Below are 18,746 nucleotides of genomic sequence, written 5' to 3' on the forward strand. Positions count from 1 at the left end.
TATATTATCTTCTTTTGGCTAAAATCAGCAACGGTGCATAAGTCAAACTCACCTTGCCGTCGGCGCGGCTAAATTGCTGTTGATAGGCGTGGCAAAACGTCTGCAACCGCCCTTTCGTCCAAAACGTGCGGTTGGTGGCGGTGACGCCGGTGGCTTGCAAGTGGCGCAACACCGCACTCGGCTGTTCAAACCACAGTGGGATTGTATCTTGTTGTTGTGCAATCAATTCAAAGTGCGGTTCAAGCCACGCTTGCCATTGTTCCGCCGTTGGATAGTGCAAACCGACTGCCGTCAGGTGTTTAATCTCAGATAAATTTTGTGGTAAAAAGGTGCTGAATAACAAGCAACCGTTTGGCTTAAGCGCTTGTTGTGCGAGCCGAATAATCCGTTGCGGTTGCTGAAACCACTGCACGGTCGAAGCCGAAACCAGCAGATCAAATTGCTGAGTAAGAGCAAAAGTGTGGTCGAGCCGTTCCGCGTCGGTTGCCAACACTTGCACCTCCGCCGTCGCCAATCGCTGTTTTGCCTGTGCCAGTGCGGTTGAATTGAGATCATTTAAACACCATGACCGCACTTGGTAAGCTTGCGCCAATAATCGGGTTAAATCGCCGCTACCGCAGCCGATTTCCAGCGCAGATTGGAATTGGCGTTGTCCGCTTCGGCGCAATAAATCCGCCAAACGGCGGTTGATCTGTTGCTGTGCCAACGCTTGTTGATCGTAACTGGTTAAGGCTTTGGCAAAACAGTTGCCAATCCGTTTTTTATCCAACACCGCTAGCATAAATCAGCCCAATCGCTAAATATCGGTAACGCAAAGTGCGGTACGGCAAGTTGGCGGATTTCACACGCGGTTTGCTGCCAATACTTGAGTTGATTGGCTGTCGGGAAGATCTGATCCTGCGTGCCGACAATCGCTTTTTGCCAGCGGATCGAAGCCGGTTTGGCATGGGGAAAAGTGCGGTACACCGCTGCCAACTCCTGTGCGATTTCCTCGGTCGGACGTGCTGGAATCGCTTGGTACTGCTGTAACAATTCACGTTTGCCACACATTCGCCGTTCAAATTTAGCGCGGGTAAGCTCATTAAAACCGTCTAATGTGCCTTGAAAAATCGCGTGCGGAATGCCGTGTTGATCGTCAATTAAACAGGGCGTGCCGTTAATTGCCACGCTGCTGGCAAACGGCAATTCTGCCACGGTCTGCTCCGCCGCCCACACCCCCATGGACCACGCCACCAAATGCAAAGTGCGGTAGCGGCTGAGATCAAGATTGAATGTTAAATCACGGTAATCCCAACACAACAATAGATCGGTGTCAGACGGAATCTGCCAATGTTTCACCAGTTCAGGCGATGTGCCCCAACCGGCAAAATAGACAATCAAATTCGGGTTATTTTCTGCGCTGATCTGCCATTCCGTTTGCATTATGCACCTCCTTGCAAGACATCAACCAATTGCGTCACCTCATCGGCGGTCATATCGGCGGTTAAGGAAAAACGAATGCGCGATGTGCCGTTCGGCACGGTCGGCGGACGGATCGGCAAACAGTAAAAACCGCACTTTTGCAAGCGTTCGGCCGTGGCAACCGTTGTCGCATTATCGCCTAAAATATAAGGTACGATTTGGCTATGACTGAGTATGGCTTGTTGTGTCAATTGCTGCACGCTCTGCCGCAATTGCGCACTCAATTGCTGCAAATGTTGCCGTTGCGCTTGCATAGTTGGCAAGCGTTGCATTAGAAAATGCGTCCATTGCACCACCAATGGCGAAAGTGCGGTCGAGAAGATCAACGGACGCATTTTATTAATCAAATAATCCTTAACTACTTGCTCGCACAACAGGTATGCGCCCATCGCTGCCAGCGCCTTGCCAAACGTGCCGACCAAAAAATCAATCTGCCCGATACAACCGCACTTTTCCGCCAAACCCAAACCGTTTTGCCCGAACACGCCAAGTGCGTGCGCTTCATCAACGTATAACATCACATTGCGATACTGCTGTTTCAACGCCACCAGTTGCAATAAGTCCGCCGTATCGCCGTCCATGCTGAACACACTTTCGGTGACGATAATAATCCGTTGGTATTTTTCGCTGTTTTTTGCCAATAATTGTTGCAAATGGGCGTAATCATTATGGCGGTAACGCTGATAATCGGCGCTGGCAAGGCGAATGCCGTCAATCAAACTGGCGTGGACGAGTTTGTCGGCTAAAATCAGAGTATGTTTATCCGCTAACGCCGGCAAAATGCCGATATTGGCATGATAACCGCTGTTAAACAACAGACAGGCTTCACGCTGAAACCGACTCGCCATCAAGCTTTCCAATTCGGCATAAATCGGGAAATTGCCGGTCAGCAAACGCGAGGAAGACGAGGTGAAACTCGCCTGTTGCCAATCGGTTTGCGCTAAAAATTGCTGTTTTAATGTGTGATCGGCAGCCAAGCCCAAATAATCATTAGAGGAAAAATTCAGCATTTTGCGTTCATCGCGCCAGATCCATTTTCCCCCGTGGCGAATGTCAGGCAAAGTGCGGTATTGTCCCTGTTGTTGCAGCTGCGCCAACTGCTCGGCATAAAAATTCAGCATAAGCCATACTCTTGTTGCAGCGCCTTCAGCACGCCGTTTATCAGCTGCGACAATTGTGCGGGAGTGATAATAAACGGCGGCATGAGATAGACCAATTTACCAAACGGACGCACCCACACGCCCTGCTCGACCAAACGTGGCTGTAAGCTGCGCATATTGACCGCACTTTGCATTTCAATCACACCGATTGCGCCCAACACCCGCACCTCCGCCACGCAATCCCACGCTGCCGCGGCTGCCAATTCCCGTTTTAACTGCGTTTCGATACGGGCGACATTCTGTTGCCAATCGCTTTCCAACAATAAGCGGATCGACTCGGCGGCAACTGCGCACGCCAACGGGTTTGCCATAAAAGTCGGACCGTGCATAAAACAGTGCGCGACGCCGGCGCTAATGGTATCGGCAACCCGATTGGTGGTGATCGTTGCCGACAGCGTCAAATAACCGCCGGTCAAGGCTTTGCCTAAACAGAGAATATCCGGCACAACCTCGGCGTGCTCTAAGGCAAACAACTTGCCGCTGCGCCCGAAACCGGTGGCGATTTCATCAAAAATCAGCAACACGCCATAGTGATCGCACAGTTTTTTCGCCTCACGCAAATACTGCGGCGAATAGAAATACATTCCGCCTGCGCCTTGCACAATCGGTTCTAAAATCAACGCGGCAATCTGTTCGCCGTGTTGTGCCAACAAGTCGGCTAACGGTGCAATATCCGCTTGATCCCATGCTTGATCAAAACGCGTTTGCGGCTGCGGCAGGAAAAATTGGATCGGCAACCGTTGGCTGAACAAACCGTGCATGCCGGTAATCGGGTCGCACACCGACATCGCATGCCACGTATCGCCGTGATAGCCGCCGCGCATAGCGGCAAATTGGGTGCGCTGCGTTTGCCCCAAGGCGTGCTGATATTGCAGCGCCATTTTCATCGCCACTTCCACCGCCACCGAGCCGGAATCGGCATAGAAGATTTTTTGCAATTCGGACGGCAATAATTCGAGTAAAAGTTGCCCTAAACACACCGCCGGTTCATGGGTCAGCCCACCGAACATGATATGGCTCATTTGTTGCAGCTGATCGATTGCCGCTTGGTTTAAACGCGGGTGATTATAACCGTGCAACGCCGCCCACCACGACGACATGCCGTCAATCAGTTTGCGCCCGTCTTGCAGCATGATTTCCACGCCGTCGGCTTTTGCCACCGGATACACCGGCAGCGGATCGAGGGTGGAAGAATACGGGTGCCATAAATGTTGGCGGTCAAATTCAGTTAAATTCATTGTATTTTTATGTTTGCTAAAAAATTGGCAAGCATTTTAGCACCAAAATTCAATAGATAAAAAAAGGATACCGCACTTTGGGTATCCCTTTACTAAAAAACGCGTTAACGTAAATTTACTTCAGCAGCTACTTTAACTGCGCCAAGGCTTGCGCCAAATCCGCTTTAATATCAGCCACGTTCTCCAAGCCGACCGAGAAACGCAATAAGCGGTTGCACACACCGCGCGCGATCCGTTCCGCTTCCGGAATGTCCATGTGGGTTTGGGTTGCCGGATAGGTGATAAAACTTTCCGTACCGCCCAGACTTTCGGCAAAGGTAATCAATTTAATCGCTTTTAAGAACGGATTGACCCAGCTTTCCTCTTTCAGACGGAACGACAACATCCCGCTCTTGCCGGAATATAGCACATCTAAAATTTGATCTTGCTCGGCTAAGAATTTGGCGATTTCCCGTGCGTTTTGTTGATGGCGTTCCATGCGCAATGCCAAGGTTTTCAAACCACGCACCGCTAAGAACGAATCAAACGGCGATAAAACCGCACCTGCGCCGTTTTGCAGATAGAACAAACGCTCGCCCAGTTCCTGCCCTTTGGAGACGATTAAGCCCGCCAACACATCGTTATGACCGGATAAATATTTAGTCGCGCTGTGGATCACCAAATCCGCACCGTGTTCAATCGGACGGAATAATACCGGGGTTAAAAAGGTGTTATCCACGATTAATAACAAATTGTGTTTTTTGGCAATCTTGCTGATTGCCGCCACATCGCACTCTTCCATTAACGGATTGGACGGGGTTTCGACAAAGATCGCTTTGGTATTCGGTGTGATCGCCGTTTCAATCGCGGCTAAATCGGCGGTGTCGACATACACCGGTTTCACGCTGTTATTATTTTTATAACAGAAATCCAGCAGACGGTAAGTGCCGCCATAGACATCGCTGGAGATAATCCATTCGTCAGGGGCTTTAAACAGCGACATTAATAATTGAATCGCCGCCATACCTGAGGCACAGGCAAAGCCGCGATCCCCGCCCTCTAAACGCGCGATTCCTTCTTCCAACACGGTGCGGGTCGGGTTTTTGGTACGGGTGTAATCATAGCCGGTCGATTCGTTAATGCCGCGATGACCATAAGCGGTGGAAAGGTAAATCGGGGTCGCCACTGCGCCGGTTTTTTCATCGGTGCGATTGCCCAGTTGCGCCAGTTCGGTTTCAATAGAATAAGTTGTCATAATCTCGCCTTAACACAGTCTAATTGTAAATAGTGCATTATTCTGACATAAATAAAACACCTAATCTACACGCACAAATGAAAACCGCACTTTTGGCTAAATTTCGATAAAACCACTCATTTTTTCGGCAATTAAACAAAAAAATGCAATCAGCCATTGACAGCCAAATAGAAGTCAGTAAAATGCGCACACACTGATTAACAACAGCCTGTCTGTTGTGATGTGCGCGGGAATAGCTCAGTTGGTAGAGCACAACCTTGCCAAGGTTGGGGTCGCGAGTTCGAGTCTCGTTTCCCGCTCCAAATTATGCCAAGCATAAACGGCGTGTTAGCAAAGAGGTTATGCACTGGATTGCAAATCCATGTAGCTCGGTTCGATTCCGGGACACGCCTCCATCCAATCAGTGCCCGAGTGGTGAAATCGGTAGACACAAGGGATTTAAAATCCCTCGACTTTCGAGTCGTGCCAGTTCAAGTCTGGCCTCGGGCACCATTTAAAAATAAGTTAAACTTCAAAAGATAGCTACTTTCGGTAGCTTTTTTTATGCCTGCAATTTCTCTTCTTTTCTTTCTGATTTGCCGATAACGGTTATCAGAAAACATAACACCAACAAAATATTGCAATATCAGCTAACAAAATCATAAAAAATATGCTTAAATTACGCAATTAAGTCTATTTTTGATCACGTTGAATTTTCATCTATCGCTCGGTAGGTTATTTTTATGCCTAATATCAGATCTTTTTTAGATAAAATTAAGCGCAACCGGCACACATTATTTCTGCTTGCGTTATTTTTATCCGCATCGCCATTTCTGTCGGCACAGTCTTATGTGGTGTATGATTTTACCCATAACAAAGTGTTGGAAAGCAGTTCAGCGAATCGCGTTCGTCCGATTGCTTCGGTCACCAAATTAATGACCGCCATTGTCTTTTTAGAAAATAACCGCAATGCCAAATGCCGTGCCAGCATTACACAAGAAGATCATGACTATATTAAAGGCACAAGCACCAAGTTGCCGAAAAACACGCCTATCGCCTGTTCAGAATTATTAAAGGCAATGTTGGTCTATTCCGACAACTACGCCGCCCATGCCCTCGCGCGCTCCGCCGGCATGAGCCGCGCCAAATTCATTCAAAAGATGAATGAAAAGGCAAAAAAATTAAAGATGAATGCCACCCGTTTTAGCGACAGTTCCGGCTTGTCCAGCCAAAATGTCTCGAGCGTGATGGACTTGGTGAAACTGGCGAAATATGCGTTAAACAAACCTGAACTGAAAACGCTGTCCAACACGCGCAACACCTATATCCGCACCAGCCGCAATAATGTGTTTATGCAAAACACCAACAAATTAGTACGCGAAGAGATGTTCGACGCCGCCATCAGCAAAACCGGCTATATCCGCGAATCGGGTTATAACTTGGTGTTTATCAATAAACACCGTTGCGATGATGGTGCCACCATCGGCGTGATTAGCCTAAACAACAAAAGCTCCGCCGCCCGCTCCAATTTCACCAAAAACAAACTGCAAGCCCACGGCTGCCTTGCGCTCAATGATTTGATTATTAATGAAAGCAACGATCAAGATATTGAAGCCTATGATCAGGTTGGGCTGGATATGTTGATCGAACGGGTGGCGAGTTAAATTTAAAAAAGTACGGTGAATTTGACCGCACTTTAGGGCTGTATAATGAAAAAACGCAAACTGATTTTCTTCACTTTAACCATTACAACCTTGTTTGCCTATACCTCTCAGCCGGCAAAAAAAGTGCAGACCGGTTATCTGAAAAATACCATCAGCCAAGCCGAACTTTCTAATATCGCCGACTACAAGCGTTATTTTTATTCATGCAATAACTTTGAAACCAGCGGCACATCCTTTTTATCGACCTATTTTCCACTTTGGCGAGAAAGCCGTTTAAAACACAATTTCGGCATCTATTTTCAGTTAGACGGCGGAAAAGCAGAACCTTTTGATCATATTGCCAACGTCCCACTCAATACCCGCGGCTCACGTTTTGAAGTCATTTACCGCTCATACCACCCCGTTCAAGGATATTCTATCGAGCTAATCGCTCGTGAACACCGCTCCACTTACTATAAAAACATCAACGGGGCAAAAGTGGCGTGGTTGGAGTGTAGGGAGGGGTAGAAATTTAACATATTCAATAGTTGTATTGCTTACATACATTCTATCTCTTAAAAGTTAGAAGGCTTTTAACACTTTCACTAAAGATTCTATTCCATCAAAAGTTTTGATAAAGTAAGTTCTATTATCAGTAATAGTATAAAGGATAATATTATGTTTCCAAACGAAAATACTAGAGATGAAAGTATTGTTCTTAAAGAACTAGAAGAGTTATGTTCCCAACCAGGGTATGCACATGTAATTGCATTTTTTTGTTATCGAGATAATAGTCTATTCTTTGATTCAGATATAATTACCACTGAAGATATATTAAGGCAATACAATACTTCAGATAGATTGCTTAGAAATGAAATATCACTATTAATAGGTTTAATGTGTAAACATAAAATAAACTTAACATTACCTCAAAATCATCAATTTCAAAGCCATATCAACCAGACTGAAATATTATTAGATGAATTACACTCATCAATAATAAAAAACACTATTAATATAAGCTCCATTGAAGAATTAAGTAATATTCTAACATCAGGAAAAATGTTAAGAGAACCAATTTTTTATGGTGGTGAATCAGCCTATTCATTTCAGTATAGAAATTTTTCAAAACTGAAATATAGTTATGATAATGAATGGTTTATAAAAAACAAAGGATACTCAACCGAGCAATTATTCAAGATTATTGTCGCATTAGAAGAAATTCAGACAGCAAAAATATATGAGACATTAATTAACTTTAAAAATCAAGATCCTAAAGAATGGAGTATCCTTGAGGGATATATATTTTCAGTGGAAGACATCATATCCAGGACTAATTTAGATGAAATAACTATAAAAAACTTTTTGGATTCATTTTCATTACAAAAGCATCAAAATATATCTTCACTAAAAAAATTTGGTGATTTTAATCCTACTAATGCTTATCCTTTTTTGGTTTTAAAGGATAATCGTTATTTACTATTTCAATATTATAGCTTAGTTGAGGCTGTATATGAAACACCTTTCTTTTGGTTTAATCAAGATAGTAGTTATAAAAACACAGCAATGGAACACAGGGGGAAATTTACAGAAAACATCTCGTTTAAACGTTTGAAACTAGTTTTTGGTGATAAAAATGTATTCAAAAATATTGATATTAAGGATACAAATAATAATAAACTTGGTGAAATAGATGTATTAGTTGTTTTTGCGGATAGAGCTATTATTTTACAAGCAAAATCTAAGAAACTAACCATACCAGCTAGACAAGGAAATGACGATGTAATAAAAAATGATTTTGAAAAAGCAATTCAATCGTCATATGAACAATCGGTTTCATGTGGAAAACTGCTATTAAATAATAAAAACAGACTAATCTCAACCTCTGGTGAAGAAATATTACTCAATAGAGATTTTTCTGAAATATATCCTTTCTCAGTTATTTCTGAACATTATCCTGCCTTACATACACAGGCAAGACATTTTTTAAAACAAACAGAACATAATGTAATTAAACCAGCATTTGTTATTGATATTTTTACATTAGATGTGATAACGGAACTATTGCAGTCACCATTATATTTTTTAAGTTATATAAACCGTAGAATTATTTATAAAGATAAATTAATTGCAAATCATGAATTAACGATATTGGCATATCACTTAAAAAGTAATTTATATTTAGATAATGATTATACAGCAATACATTTAGCTGATGATTTAAACGCTGATCTTGATTTAGTTATGCAATCACGAAGAGCTAATTTATCAAATAAATTACTTCCAGATGGAATTTTGACAAAATATCAAGATACATTCTTTGATAAGCTAATAAAAAACATTGAGAAACTTGAAAATAAAAATGTTATTGAATTAGGATTAGAATTATTAACTTTAGGAGAAGAAACAATTTCGATTTTGAATAAAAATATAAGAAAAGTACAAGAAAGAAGTTTACAAGATAGAAAACTCCATGATTTAACACTAACTTTTGATGAAAATGATACTAGTGGATTGACTATCCATTGTACAGATGAACCGTACTCTCAAGCACTGAATAAATTAAGCAATCATTGTGAACGCAGAAAGTATAAACATAAATCAGAGCGTTGGTTTGGAATCGCAATAGATATTGATAATGCAGAAGTAAGATTTGGAATCAATAAAATTTACACCTGGAAGCCATCCTACGATATGGATATAATTTGTAGAGAACTTTTTTCCTCTAGCGAAGTAATTGTTCCTATTAACCAACAAAAACGAAAAAGAAAGATTGGGCGTAACGCTCCTTGTCCTTGTGGTAGTGGAAAAAAATACAAAAAATGTTGTTGTTATAAACAGATCAATATTATAAATAATATTTGACTACCATAAGATAATTGATGAATTTATCAATTGTTTCAGTAAAATTCTTCAGCGTTTAATTATCATCTATATAGCTTTCCGAGAGAGCGTAATAAATTCGATTAATTTGGTTATAAGGGCGGATTCAATCCGTCCTTACTATATAATTTATATTTCAGTTGTTATTTCATCGCCACACCCAACCACTTCACCATTTCCCGTTCACTCCACCCCTTACGCTCTGCATAATCCTTCGCCTGATCTTCATCAATTCGTCCTAAGGTGAAGTATTCGCTGGCGGGGTGGGTGAAGTACCAGCCGCAGACACTTGCGGCGGGCCACATGGCGTAGCTTTCGGTGAGTTTCATGCCGATACGTTGTTCTACTTCGAGTAAATCCCAAATCAGTTGTTTTTCGGTGTGTTCCGGGCAGCTTGGGTAGCCGGGGGCGGGGCGGGTGCCGAGGTAGTTTTCGGCGATTAAGCCTTGATTATCAAAGGTTTCATCGGAATAACCCCACACTTTGGTGCGGAGTTCAAAATGCAGATATTCCGCCATGGCTTCGGCGAGGCGGTCGCCGATGGCTTGTAGCAAAATCGCATTGTAATCATCGCCTGCGGCTTTAAAGCCGTCCACTAAAGCATGTTCTTCCACCCCGGCACAGACGGCGAACATACCTAAATAGTCTTGCTGACCGCTTGCTCGATCAGCGATATAGTCGCTTAAACACAGGTTATACGGGCTTTTGCTGTTTTTGCCCCGCTCCCCTTGTTGGCGTAGGTGATAGGCTTTGCCTACCACTAAAGTGCGGTCGAAATTTTGATAAACTTCAATATCATCACCTGTGCGATAGGCAGGGAATATCCCCATAATACCGCTTGGATTTAATTTGCCGTTTTGCTCGAATTCATCGAGCATCACTTGCGCGTCATTCCACACACGGCGGGCTTCTTCACCGCCTTCAGGGTAATCAAAGGCATCGGGATAACCGCCCATTAAGCCCCATAAGCGGAAAAACGGAGACCAGTCGATAAATTGGCGCAGTGTGGCAATCGGTACGTTTTTATATTCTACAATGCCGGTTTGTTTGGGTAGTGGCACCTTGTAATCCGCCCATTCGCCACTAAAGGCATTAAACCCGTTGGCTCTGGCTTCTTCAATGCTCAACTGTTTACGAGCAGGTTTGCGATTAGCAAAGGTGTATTGAATTTTTTCATACTCTTTTTTCGTGCGTTGCCACAATTCAGCCTTGCTTTCCGGGTTCATCAAAGCGGCACATACCGTCACCGTACGGGAAGCATTGGTGGTGTAGATCACTTCATGGGCGTATTTAGGATAGAGTTTGATCGCCGTATGCTCTTTCGAGGTGGTTGCCCCACCGATAATCACCGGGATATCCAATTTCAAGCGAGTGAGTTCGCCTAAAAAATATTCCATTTCGTCCAGTGACGGGGTGATCAAACCGCTTAAGCCGATAATGTCGGCTTTTTCTTGCAGTGCGGTTTCGATGGTTTTATCCGCCGGCACCATCACACCCAAGTCAATCACTTCAAAGTTATTACATTGCAGCACCACGCTTACAATATTTTTGCCGATGTCGTGTACATCGCCTTTCACGGTGGCAATCACCACCTTGCCGCTGGAAGATCCTTTTTGCTTGGTGGAGTTGATAAACGGCTCAAGATAGGCGACAGATTGCTTCATTACCCGTGCCGATTTCACCACTTGCGGCAGAAACATTTTACCGTCGCCGAACAAATCGCCCACCACGTCCATTCCTGCTATCAACGGCCCTTCAATCACTTCCAACGGCGAACTGAATTGCTGGCGTGCTTCTTTCGGTATCTTCAATAATAAAATTGGTGATACCTTTGACGAGCGCATGTTTTAACCGCTCGGTCACGTCCCATGTCCGCCATTCGGCAACGTTGGCATCCTCTTGCTCGCCGCCTTGGTTACGGTATTTTTCCCCGATTTCTAACAGGCGATCGGTGGAATCGGCACGGCGATTGAGCACCGCATCTTCCACCACCTCACGCAGTTCGGAATCCAAATCATCATAGATCGCCAACTGCCCTGCATTGACGATGCCCATATCCATACTGGCTTTAATGGCATAATAGAGGAACACGGCATGGATGGCTTCACGCATAAAATTGTTACCACGCAAAGAAAACGAGACATTAGATACGCCGCCTGAAATTTTGGCGAACGGTAAGGTTTGTTTAATCCGTGCGGTGGCGTTGATAAAGTCCACACCGTAATTGTTATGTTCTTCAATGCCTGTGCCGATAGCGAAAATATTGGGATCGAAAATAATATCTTCCGGCGGAAAATCCAGTTGATCCACTAAAATCCGGTAAGCACGGGTACAAATCTCTACCTTGCGTTGTTCCGTATCCGCTTGCCCCACTTCGTCAAACGCCATCACCACCACCGCAGCTCCATAACGGCGCACCAATTGGGCTTGGGCGATAAATTTTTCTTCGCCCTCTTTTAAGGAAATGGAATTGACAATGCCCTTGCCTTGAATGGATTGCAACCCAGCTTCTATCACTTCCCATTTGGAAGAGTCGATCATCACCGGCACTTTTGCCGCATCGGGTTCGGTCGCCATAATATTCAAAAAGCGTGCCATACAGGCTTGTGAATCGAGCAAGGCTTCGTCCATATTCACATCGATAATTTGTGCGCCGTTTTCCACTTGATCAATGGCAATTTCAATCGCTTCACCAAATTTATCTTCTTTAATCAAACGTTTGAATTTTGCCGAACCCGTCACGTTATTGCGTTCGCCCACATTCACAAACAGGCTGTTTTCATCAATGGTGAGCGGCTCAAGCCCCGAGATTGATCTGCACCCAAAAAGCTTGGGTGCAACTGGTTCGCTGCTGTATTAAAGACTCACCATTATTGCTTGCCGACGAACCGATTGCAGAGCTCGATCCCTATTATCAAATCGACATCATGCAGCAATTGCAAACGCTCACACCGAACCGCACTTGCGTGATCGCCATTCACCACCTTTCACTTGCCTACCGTTTTTGCGATGAAGTGATTCTGCTCGGCAATAACAACGTGATTGCTAGCGGTGCAACCCAAACGGTGCTGACCGCTGAAAATTTAGCTGCTGCGTTTGGCATTCGCGCCGAGATTGATCCGATGAAGCGCGAGATTTTTGCTGTGGAGAAGTTGTAGAGACGATTTGCCGATTTATCAATTTGCCGTCCTTACATCTACCCCATCAATCATTCGCCATGAATCCATGCGCTGCATAGTGTTTTTTGTTGAAAAATAGTTGCTGAATCAACAAAAATCACTCCTTATTTTTCACCAGTTGTGACTTACTTCTCACTTTCTGCAAAAGCTTCCGTATTTAGCCGAATTCTTATTGACCCTCTCAAAACGGAGAATTATGATAGCTACACTTCATGATATTTTAATCATGGATAAAAACACTTCATCATGAAACTTTCTTATTTTGAATATGATGAAGTGGCTTGATTCCGCATCTGCCGCCGAGTCATTAACGTGGTAAGGGCGTATCAAGGCGGAAGATGAATTCACTGTTTGTTTTTGTGATAAACAGCTAGAAAATTCGATAAAACTTTAAGTTTCATCAGAACTTGAAGTCAAACACACATAAAGGAGCGTTGCATATGACTACTTCACATAACGAATCACGTCGCCATTTTATGAAATTAATGGGCGGTGTCGGTGCCGGTTTAGCGTTCTCTGGTACATTAGGAACATTTACTAACCCGGCTTTTGCAAAAGTCGCTACTTCAGGCAGTATCGAAGCAGGGATTGCTTATCCGTTATCCACCGGATTTGATCCATTAACCTCGAGTGGTGCTTCTTCCTACGCTGCTAACCTGCACATTTTCGAAGGTTTGGTTGATTTACATCCAGCCACTCGCAAACCATATTTGGCATTGGCTGGCACAGAACCGGTACAAAAAGATGATACCACTTGGCAAATCACCTTGCGTGACGGTGCAACGTTCCATGACGGCAAACCGGTGACTACCGAAGACGTGGTTTACTCATTTGAGCGTGTTTTGAACCCGGATAACAAATCCTTATTTGCCCAATTTATTCCTTATATCGACAAAGTGACCGCACTTGACGCAAAAACCGTCGAATTTAAACTGAAATATCCGTTTGCGTTATTCACCGACCGTTTGACTATCGTCAAAATCGTACCGAAACACGTTATCGAGGCTGTCGGTCAAGCCAAATTCGACGCTGAGCCTGTCGGTTCCGGTCCGTTCAAATTTGTTTCTGCCGTGAAAGATGACCGTATCGTCTTTGCCGCACACGATGCTTACAACGGTATCTACCCTGCTCAAGTAAAAGACATGACATGGTTCTTATTGTCTGACGATTCCGCGCGCGTCACCGCACAAGAATCCGGCCGTACTCAAGCAATGGAAAGCGTGCCATATTTGGATATTCCGCGTTTACAACGCCGTCAAACCGTTGAGTCGGTACAATCTTTCGGCTTGCTGTTCCTGATGTTCAACTGTGAAAAAGCGCCGTTTGACAATCCGAAAGTGCGTCAAGCGTTACACTACGGTTTAGACACCCAAGCAATGATCAACACCGCATTGATGGGCAACGCCGAACCGGCGACGTCATTCTTACAAACCACTCACCCTGATTACGTCAAAGCCAGCACCCAATATGACTATGATGTGAAAAAAGCGGAAGCGCTATTGAAAGAAGCCGGTGTGCCTGAATTATCATTCAAACTGTTGGCGACCGACCACTCTTGGGTCAAAGACTGTGCGCCATTAATTTTAGAATCTTGGAACAAAATTCCGGGCGTGAAAGTGACCCTTGAACATCTGCAATCCGGTGCACTATACGGTCAAGCCATTCCGTCAGGCGATTTCGGTGTGGTTATCGCCCCGGGCGATCCGTCAGTGTTCGGTAACGACGTCGACTTGCTGATGAGCTGGTGGTATCGCGGTGATGTCTGGGCGAAAAACCGTTATCGTTGGAGTAATACGCCTGAATACGCAAAAGTTCAAGAGTTGTTGGACGAAGCGGTTAAAGCGAAAACCAATGATGATGCGAAAAAAGCCTGGTCCGAAGCGATTAACATTATCGCTAAAGAAGTGCCGCTATATCCGTTATTCCACCGTAAATTACCAACCGCTTGGGACAGCAAAAAACTGTCTGACTTCCAACCGTTGCCAACAACCGGCTTATCGTTCATCGGTACCGGTCGTAAATAACATACTTTAGTTGTACCCGCAGGTATCGAAGATCGTCAAAAGTCGATACCTGCATTTTTTCACTTTACTGCTTGATTGGAGAAAACCATGGAAATTGTGTTGCGTTTGTTGTTACGACGCTTGCTTGCATTACCGGTTATGATGTTTGGGGTAACTGCATTAGTGTTCGTTATTTTGCAACTCAGCCCCGGAGACCCTGCGATTATCGCCCTCGGTGATAGCGCCAGTGAAGCCGCCAAAGCCTTATATCGCGAAACTCACGGCTTAAATGATCCCATCCTAGTCCAATACGGACGCTATATCGTCAATCTGTTCTCGCTTGATTTCGGTGTCACCATGCCGCCTGAGCAACCAATCAGCTCGCTGATTGCTAAAGCGTTTCCGTTGACGTTACAACTCACCTTTATCGGAGTATTTTTTGCGGCTATCGTCTCATTCAGCTTGGGCGTGTTGGCGGCGTTGTACCGCGATCGTTGGGTGGATCAAGTCATTCGTTTGCTTTCCGTTGCTGCGGTTGCAACTCCGTCATTCTGGTTGGGGATCTTATTAATCCAATGGTTATCGTTAGATAATGATATTTTCCCGTCAGGCGGTTTTGTTCCTTTTAGCGAAAGCCCGAAAGATTACATTTTATCAATGACGCTACCGTCATTGGCACTTGCCGTGCCGGTGTGCGCTTCCCTGATTCGGGTGGTGCGCACAACGATGGTGGAAGAAATGGATAAAGATTATGTCCGTACCGCAATCGGTAACGGCGTGCCATACTCGACTGTAATTCGCTACAACGTGCTGCGTAATGCGCTGATCACCCCTGTGACCGTACTGGGTCTGCGTGTGGGGTACTTACTCGGCGGTGCGGTGGTTATCGAACAAATCTTCGATTTGCCGGGTATGGGCAAACTGATTTTTAACGGCATCGTGAATCACGACTTGCACTTGGTACAAGGGGTTGTATTGACTATCGCGTTTACCTTTATTTTGGTGAACATCATCGTTGATATATTGTATTTATTGATTAATCCAAGAATTCGGAGTCTATGATGCTACGTCAAGGTTTAAGTAAACGTTTAGCCGCCGGCGGTGCTCGCTTCCAAGCGTTACCGTTTAGTGCAAAACTCTCACTCTCCTTTATTTTTCTGATTGTGTTGATGGCGATTTTCGCTCCGTGGGTTGCCACCCATGATCCACTTGCCACCGGCATTCCGGCACAAGCGCCAAGCGCAAACAACTGGTTCGGTACCGATCGTTTAGGCCGTGACGTGTTCTCACGTATGGTATACGGTTCGCAAACCTCGTTGATTATCGGCTTAGGTTCGGTCGGTTTGGCAATTCTGTTCGGCGCCATTCTCGGCTCAACCGCGGCAACGGCAAGCAGATGGGGCAACGAAACCATTATGCGTTTGATGGATATCATGATGTCCTTCCCGGCGATTGCCTTGGCTGCGGTATTGTTGGTGACTTTCGGCAACTCGTTACCGATGATTATCCTCGCGATTGCGGTGGTTTACACTCCACAACTGGCGCGTGTGGTGCGTGCCAACGTGGTATCGCAATGGGAAGAGGACTATATCCGCGCCGAACGCGTGTTAGGCGCAAGCCGCCCTTATATCTTAATCAAACACGTGGTGCGCAACACTGCCGCGCCGGTATTGGTATTTGCCACCGTGATGGTTGCGGATGCGATTGTGTTCGAAGCCTCGCTCTCCTTCTTGGGTGCGGGGGTGCAAGCGCCTGCGCCGTCTTGGGGCAACGTTATCGCTTACGGTCGTAACCTGGTGTTAAACGGCGGTTGGTGGGCGACCACTTTTGCCGGTCTCACGATCTTATTAACCGTATTAGCGTTAAATATCTTGGCGGAAGGCTTAACCGATGCGTTGGTGAATCCAAAACTGAAAAAATCCACCCAACCTAAAGACGGCAATGAAAAACCGGCAACGCTATTAGGGTCGGATGTGCAAGAAGCGATGGCGGAAGGCTTGGCGTTGAAACGCTATCTGTTCAACTTGCATAACAAAGAGATCACCCGCACTGACCGCATGCAGCTTGACCCGAATGCCAAACCGATTTTACAAGTGAAAAACCTGTCGATCCGCTTCCCGAACCGTTACGGCGAAACGCCGTTAGTGGACAACATCAGTTTCACCGTCAACGAAGGCGAAACCATGGGCTTGGTGGGCGAATCCGGCTGCGGTAAATCGATTACAGCGTTTTCTATCATGGGGCTATTGCCGAAAACAGCGAAAATCACCGGCAACATCACCTTCTGTGACCGCAGCGGTAAAGAACATGATTTATTAAACTCAAGCGAAATGAACCAACTGCGCGGTACCGAAATTGCGATGATTTACCAAGACGCTTTGAGTGCCTTGAACCCGTCAATGCGAATTAAGGCGCAAATGGCGCAGATCATCAGCCGTGGCAGCAAACACACCGCGGAAACCTTGTTGGAGTGGGTGAAACTCGATCCGTCGAAAACCTTGAATCGCTATCCGCATGAGCTGTCAGGCGGGCAACGCCAACGGGTGCTGATTGCGATGGCATTGGCGCGGGAGCCGAAACTGGTCATCGCCGACGAACCGACAACCGCACTTGATGTAACGGTACAAGCGGAAGTGATCAAACTGTTGAACGAATTGCGCCAAAAACTCGGTTTTGCGATGGTGTTCGTCAGCCACGACTTAGCCTTAGTCGCCCAAATGGCGCACCACATCACCGTGATGTACGCCGGTCAAGTGGTGGAAAGCGCGCCGACTTCGCCGTTATTGGCAAATCCAATGCATGAATATACCCGCGGTTTGTTGGGGTCAGTATTATCCACCGAAGAACGTGCCGAACGCTTATATCAAATTCCGGGCAGCGTGCCGTCGCCTTACGACTTTGCGGTCGGCGACCGCTTCGCAGGGCGTTCGTTACGGCCTGACGCCAATCCGGATCAAAAATTGCCGCTCGTTCCGGCAGGCGATGTGCCAAACCACTTCTGGGCTTCCCATTTAGCCGCATCAAATTCAGCAGACAGCCGTAAAGCTGCACAAGGGGAAAATGTATGAGTAGTAGTATCAAAGTCATCAAACCGCAACATATCATTGATTTAAAAGATATCGTGGTGCAATTCCCTTCCCGTGACGGTTCGCTGTTCAGCCGTAACAAAGTCACGGCGGTCGGCGGGGTCAATTTCCATGTGGATGCCGGGGAAACCGTCGGTATCGTAGGCGAATCCGGTTGTGGCAAATCCACCCTCGCCAACGTGATGATCGGCTTGCAGCAACCCACCGGCGGCGAAGTGAAATTCAACGGCTTGAAAATGCAATACGGCAGCGCACAAGCTCGTAAACAGTTCGGGCGCCAAGTGTCGGTGATCTTCCAAGATCCGGCAACCGCACTTAACCCGCGCATGAAAGTGTTCGATATTCTGCGTGATCCGTTGGATATTCATAACATCCTGCAACCGCATGAACGGGAAAAACGGGTGTATGAATTGCTGTCGCGCGTCGGCTTGCCGCGTTCCGCCGCCGCGGTTGAACCGACCCGTTTATCCGGCGGACAGAAACAACGTGTCGCCATTGCCCGTGCCTTGGCACTCAATCCGTCGTTGATCGTTGCCGACGAACCGACTTCCGCATTGGATGTATCGGTGCGCGCGCAGGTGTTAAACTTGCTGGCGGATTTGAAAAAAGAGCTGAATTTGGCGATGGTGTTTATCTCGCACGATATCCAAACCGTGCGCCAAGTGTCGGATCGGATCGTAGTGATGTTTGCCGGTAAAATCGTGGAAAGCGGCTCGGCAGAACAAATCTTCGAAAACCCGAAAGAAGATTACACCCGCCGTCTGCTCGGCGCTGCGCCGTCATTATTGTAAACCGACGGTCACGGTTATCCGTCAAACCGCACTTTTTCTGCCTATATCTCCTAACGGCAGAGAAAGTGCGGTTAATTTTTAGCATACTT

General features: G+C 45.8%; 12 protein-coding genes, 3 tRNA genes and 2 pseudogenes. 11 read left to right on the forward strand and 6 right to left on the reverse strand.

Translation table 11 applies throughout. The annotated features are described in order from the left end of the window. Positions 1-4: 4 nt before the first annotated feature. The 5 genes from bioC to ACQ31U_RS00490 form a co-directional block, all read right to left on the reverse strand. Positions 5-781: a malonyl-ACP O-methyltransferase BioC gene (bioC, locus tag ACQ31U_RS00470; protein WP_431052887.1), complete on the reverse strand. Its 777-nt coding sequence runs from the start codon at positions 779-781 to the stop codon at positions 5-7. Further along, the gene (locus tag ACQ31U_RS00475; protein WP_431052889.1) at positions 775-1,422 is read right to left on the reverse strand and encodes a DUF452 family protein; all 648 of its coding nucleotides are present in this window, start codon (positions 1,420-1,422) and stop codon (positions 775-777) included. Before ACQ31U_RS00475 ends, bioC begins: the two co-directional genes overlap by 7 nt. Then, entirely contained in the window at positions 1,422-2,582 is a 1,161-nt protein-coding gene (bioF, locus tag ACQ31U_RS00480) for an 8-amino-7-oxononanoate synthase (protein ID WP_431052891.1), read from the reverse strand. The genes ACQ31U_RS00475 and bioF overlap by 1 nt, the downstream gene beginning before the upstream one ends. After that, positions 2,576-3,859, reverse strand: coding sequence for an adenosylmethionine--8-amino-7-oxononanoate transaminase (gene bioA, locus ACQ31U_RS00485; RefSeq protein ID WP_431052893.1), 1,284 nt, complete (start codon positions 3,857-3,859; stop codon positions 2,576-2,578). Before bioA ends, bioF begins: the two co-directional genes overlap by 7 nt. Positions 3,860-3,986: 127 nt before the next feature. Next, positions 3,987-5,093, reverse strand: coding sequence for a methionine biosynthesis PLP-dependent protein (locus tag ACQ31U_RS00490; RefSeq protein WP_431052895.1), 1,107 nt, complete (start codon positions 5,091-5,093; stop codon positions 3,987-3,989). 226 nt (positions 5,094-5,319) lie between these two features. On the opposite strand from ACQ31U_RS00490, the gene ACQ31U_RS00495 reads away from it, so the two are divergent. The 6 genes from ACQ31U_RS00495 (at position 5,320) to ACQ31U_RS00520 (ending at position 9,580) form a co-directional block, all read left to right on the forward strand. Then, positions 5,320-5,395, forward strand: a tRNA-Gly gene (locus ACQ31U_RS00495). A 19-nt stretch (positions 5,396-5,414) separates the two neighbouring features. Further along, positions 5,415-5,488: transfer RNA gene (locus ACQ31U_RS00500), tRNA-Cys, on the forward strand. Positions 5,489-5,498: 10 nt separating this feature from the next. Continuing rightward, a tRNA-Leu gene (locus ACQ31U_RS00505) sits at positions 5,499-5,585 on the forward strand. 230 nt (positions 5,586-5,815) lie between these two features. Then, positions 5,816-6,736, forward strand: a complete 921-nt coding sequence (locus tag ACQ31U_RS00510) for a D-alanyl-D-alanine carboxypeptidase family protein (RefSeq protein ID WP_431052896.1) — start codon at positions 5,816-5,818, stop codon at positions 6,734-6,736. A 45-nt stretch (positions 6,737-6,781) separates the two neighbouring features. Then, entirely contained in the window at positions 6,782-7,243 is a 462-nt protein-coding gene (locus tag ACQ31U_RS00515; protein WP_431052898.1) for a hypothetical protein, read from the forward strand. A 150-nt stretch (positions 7,244-7,393) separates the two neighbouring features. Then, entirely contained in the window at positions 7,394-9,580 is a 2,187-nt protein-coding gene (locus tag ACQ31U_RS00520) for a YecA family protein (protein ID WP_431052900.1), read from the forward strand. 161 nt (positions 9,581-9,741) lie between these two features. On the opposite strand, the pseudogene metH reads toward ACQ31U_RS00520, so the two are convergent. Then, a pseudogene (gene metH / locus ACQ31U_RS00525) lies at positions 9,742-12,409 on the reverse strand (methionine synthase); the annotation flags it as partial. A gap of 11 nt (positions 12,410-12,420) precedes the next feature. Between metH and ACQ31U_RS00530 the strand changes: the two are divergent. The 5 genes and pseudogenes from ACQ31U_RS00530 to ACQ31U_RS00550 all read left to right on the forward strand — a co-directional run. Further along, a pseudogene (locus ACQ31U_RS00530) lies at positions 12,421-12,756 on the forward strand (ABC transporter ATP-binding protein); the annotation flags it as partial. Between the two features lie 497 nt (positions 12,757-13,253). Beyond that, positions 13,254-14,801, forward strand: coding sequence for an ABC transporter substrate-binding protein (locus tag ACQ31U_RS00535; protein ID WP_431054358.1), 1,548 nt, complete (start codon positions 13,254-13,256; stop codon positions 14,799-14,801). Positions 14,802-14,888: 87 nt separating this feature from the next. Next, the gene (locus ACQ31U_RS00540; RefSeq protein ID WP_431052902.1) at positions 14,889-15,842 is read left to right on the forward strand and encodes an ABC transporter permease; all 954 of its coding nucleotides are present in this window, start codon (positions 14,889-14,891) and stop codon (positions 15,840-15,842) included. Next, a complete protein-coding gene (locus ACQ31U_RS00545; RefSeq protein WP_431054359.1) occupies positions 15,842-17,848 on the forward strand; it encodes a dipeptide/oligopeptide/nickel ABC transporter permease/ATP-binding protein in 2,007 nt (668 codons plus the stop codon). The genes ACQ31U_RS00540 and ACQ31U_RS00545 overlap by 1 nt, the downstream gene beginning before the upstream one ends. Continuing rightward, entirely contained in the window at positions 17,845-18,657 is an 813-nt protein-coding gene (locus ACQ31U_RS00550; protein ID WP_431052904.1) for an ATP-binding cassette domain-containing protein, read from the forward strand. The genes ACQ31U_RS00545 and ACQ31U_RS00550 overlap by 4 nt, the downstream gene beginning before the upstream one ends. Positions 18,658-18,746: the final 89 nt, after the last annotated feature.

The sequence above is a fragment of the Testudinibacter sp. TW-1 genome, assembly GCF_050613185.1.
Classification (GTDB): domain Bacteria; phylum Pseudomonadota; class Gammaproteobacteria; order Enterobacterales; family Pasteurellaceae; genus Chelonobacter.

Coding starts and splice junctions, on each gene's coding strand:
- bioC (WP_431052887.1), bottom strand. CDS start 781: ATGCTAGCGGTGTTGGATAAAAAACGGATTGGCAACTGTTTTGCCAAA.
- ACQ31U_RS00475 (WP_431052889.1), bottom strand. CDS start 1,422: ATGCAAACGGAATGGCAGATCAGCGCAGAAAATAACCCGAATTTGATT.
- bioF (WP_431052891.1), bottom strand. CDS start 2,582: ATGCTGAATTTTTATGCCGAGCAGTTGGCGCAGCTGCAACAACAGGGA.
- bioA (WP_431052893.1), bottom strand. CDS start 3,859: ATGAATTTAACTGAATTTGACCGCCAACATTTATGGCACCCGTATTCT.
- ACQ31U_RS00490 (WP_431052895.1), bottom strand. CDS start 5,093: ATGACAACTTATTCTATTGAAACCGAACTGGCGCAACTGGGCAATCGC.
- ACQ31U_RS00510 (WP_431052896.1), top strand. CDS start 5,816: ATGCCTAATATCAGATCTTTTTTAGATAAAATTAAGCGCAACCGGCAC.
- ACQ31U_RS00515 (WP_431052898.1), top strand. CDS start 6,782: ATGAAAAAACGCAAACTGATTTTCTTCACTTTAACCATTACAACCTTG.
- ACQ31U_RS00520 (WP_431052900.1), top strand. CDS start 7,394: ATGTTTCCAAACGAAAATACTAGAGATGAAAGTATTGTTCTTAAAGAA.
- ACQ31U_RS00535 (WP_431054358.1), top strand. CDS start 13,254: ATGAAATTAATGGGCGGTGTCGGTGCCGGTTTAGCGTTCTCTGGTACA.
- ACQ31U_RS00540 (WP_431052902.1), top strand. CDS start 14,889: ATGGAAATTGTGTTGCGTTTGTTGTTACGACGCTTGCTTGCATTACCG.
- ACQ31U_RS00545 (WP_431054359.1), top strand. CDS start 15,842: ATGCTACGTCAAGGTTTAAGTAAACGTTTAGCCGCCGGCGGTGCTCGC.
- ACQ31U_RS00550 (WP_431052904.1), top strand. CDS start 17,845: ATGAGTAGTAGTATCAAAGTCATCAAACCGCAACATATCATTGATTTA.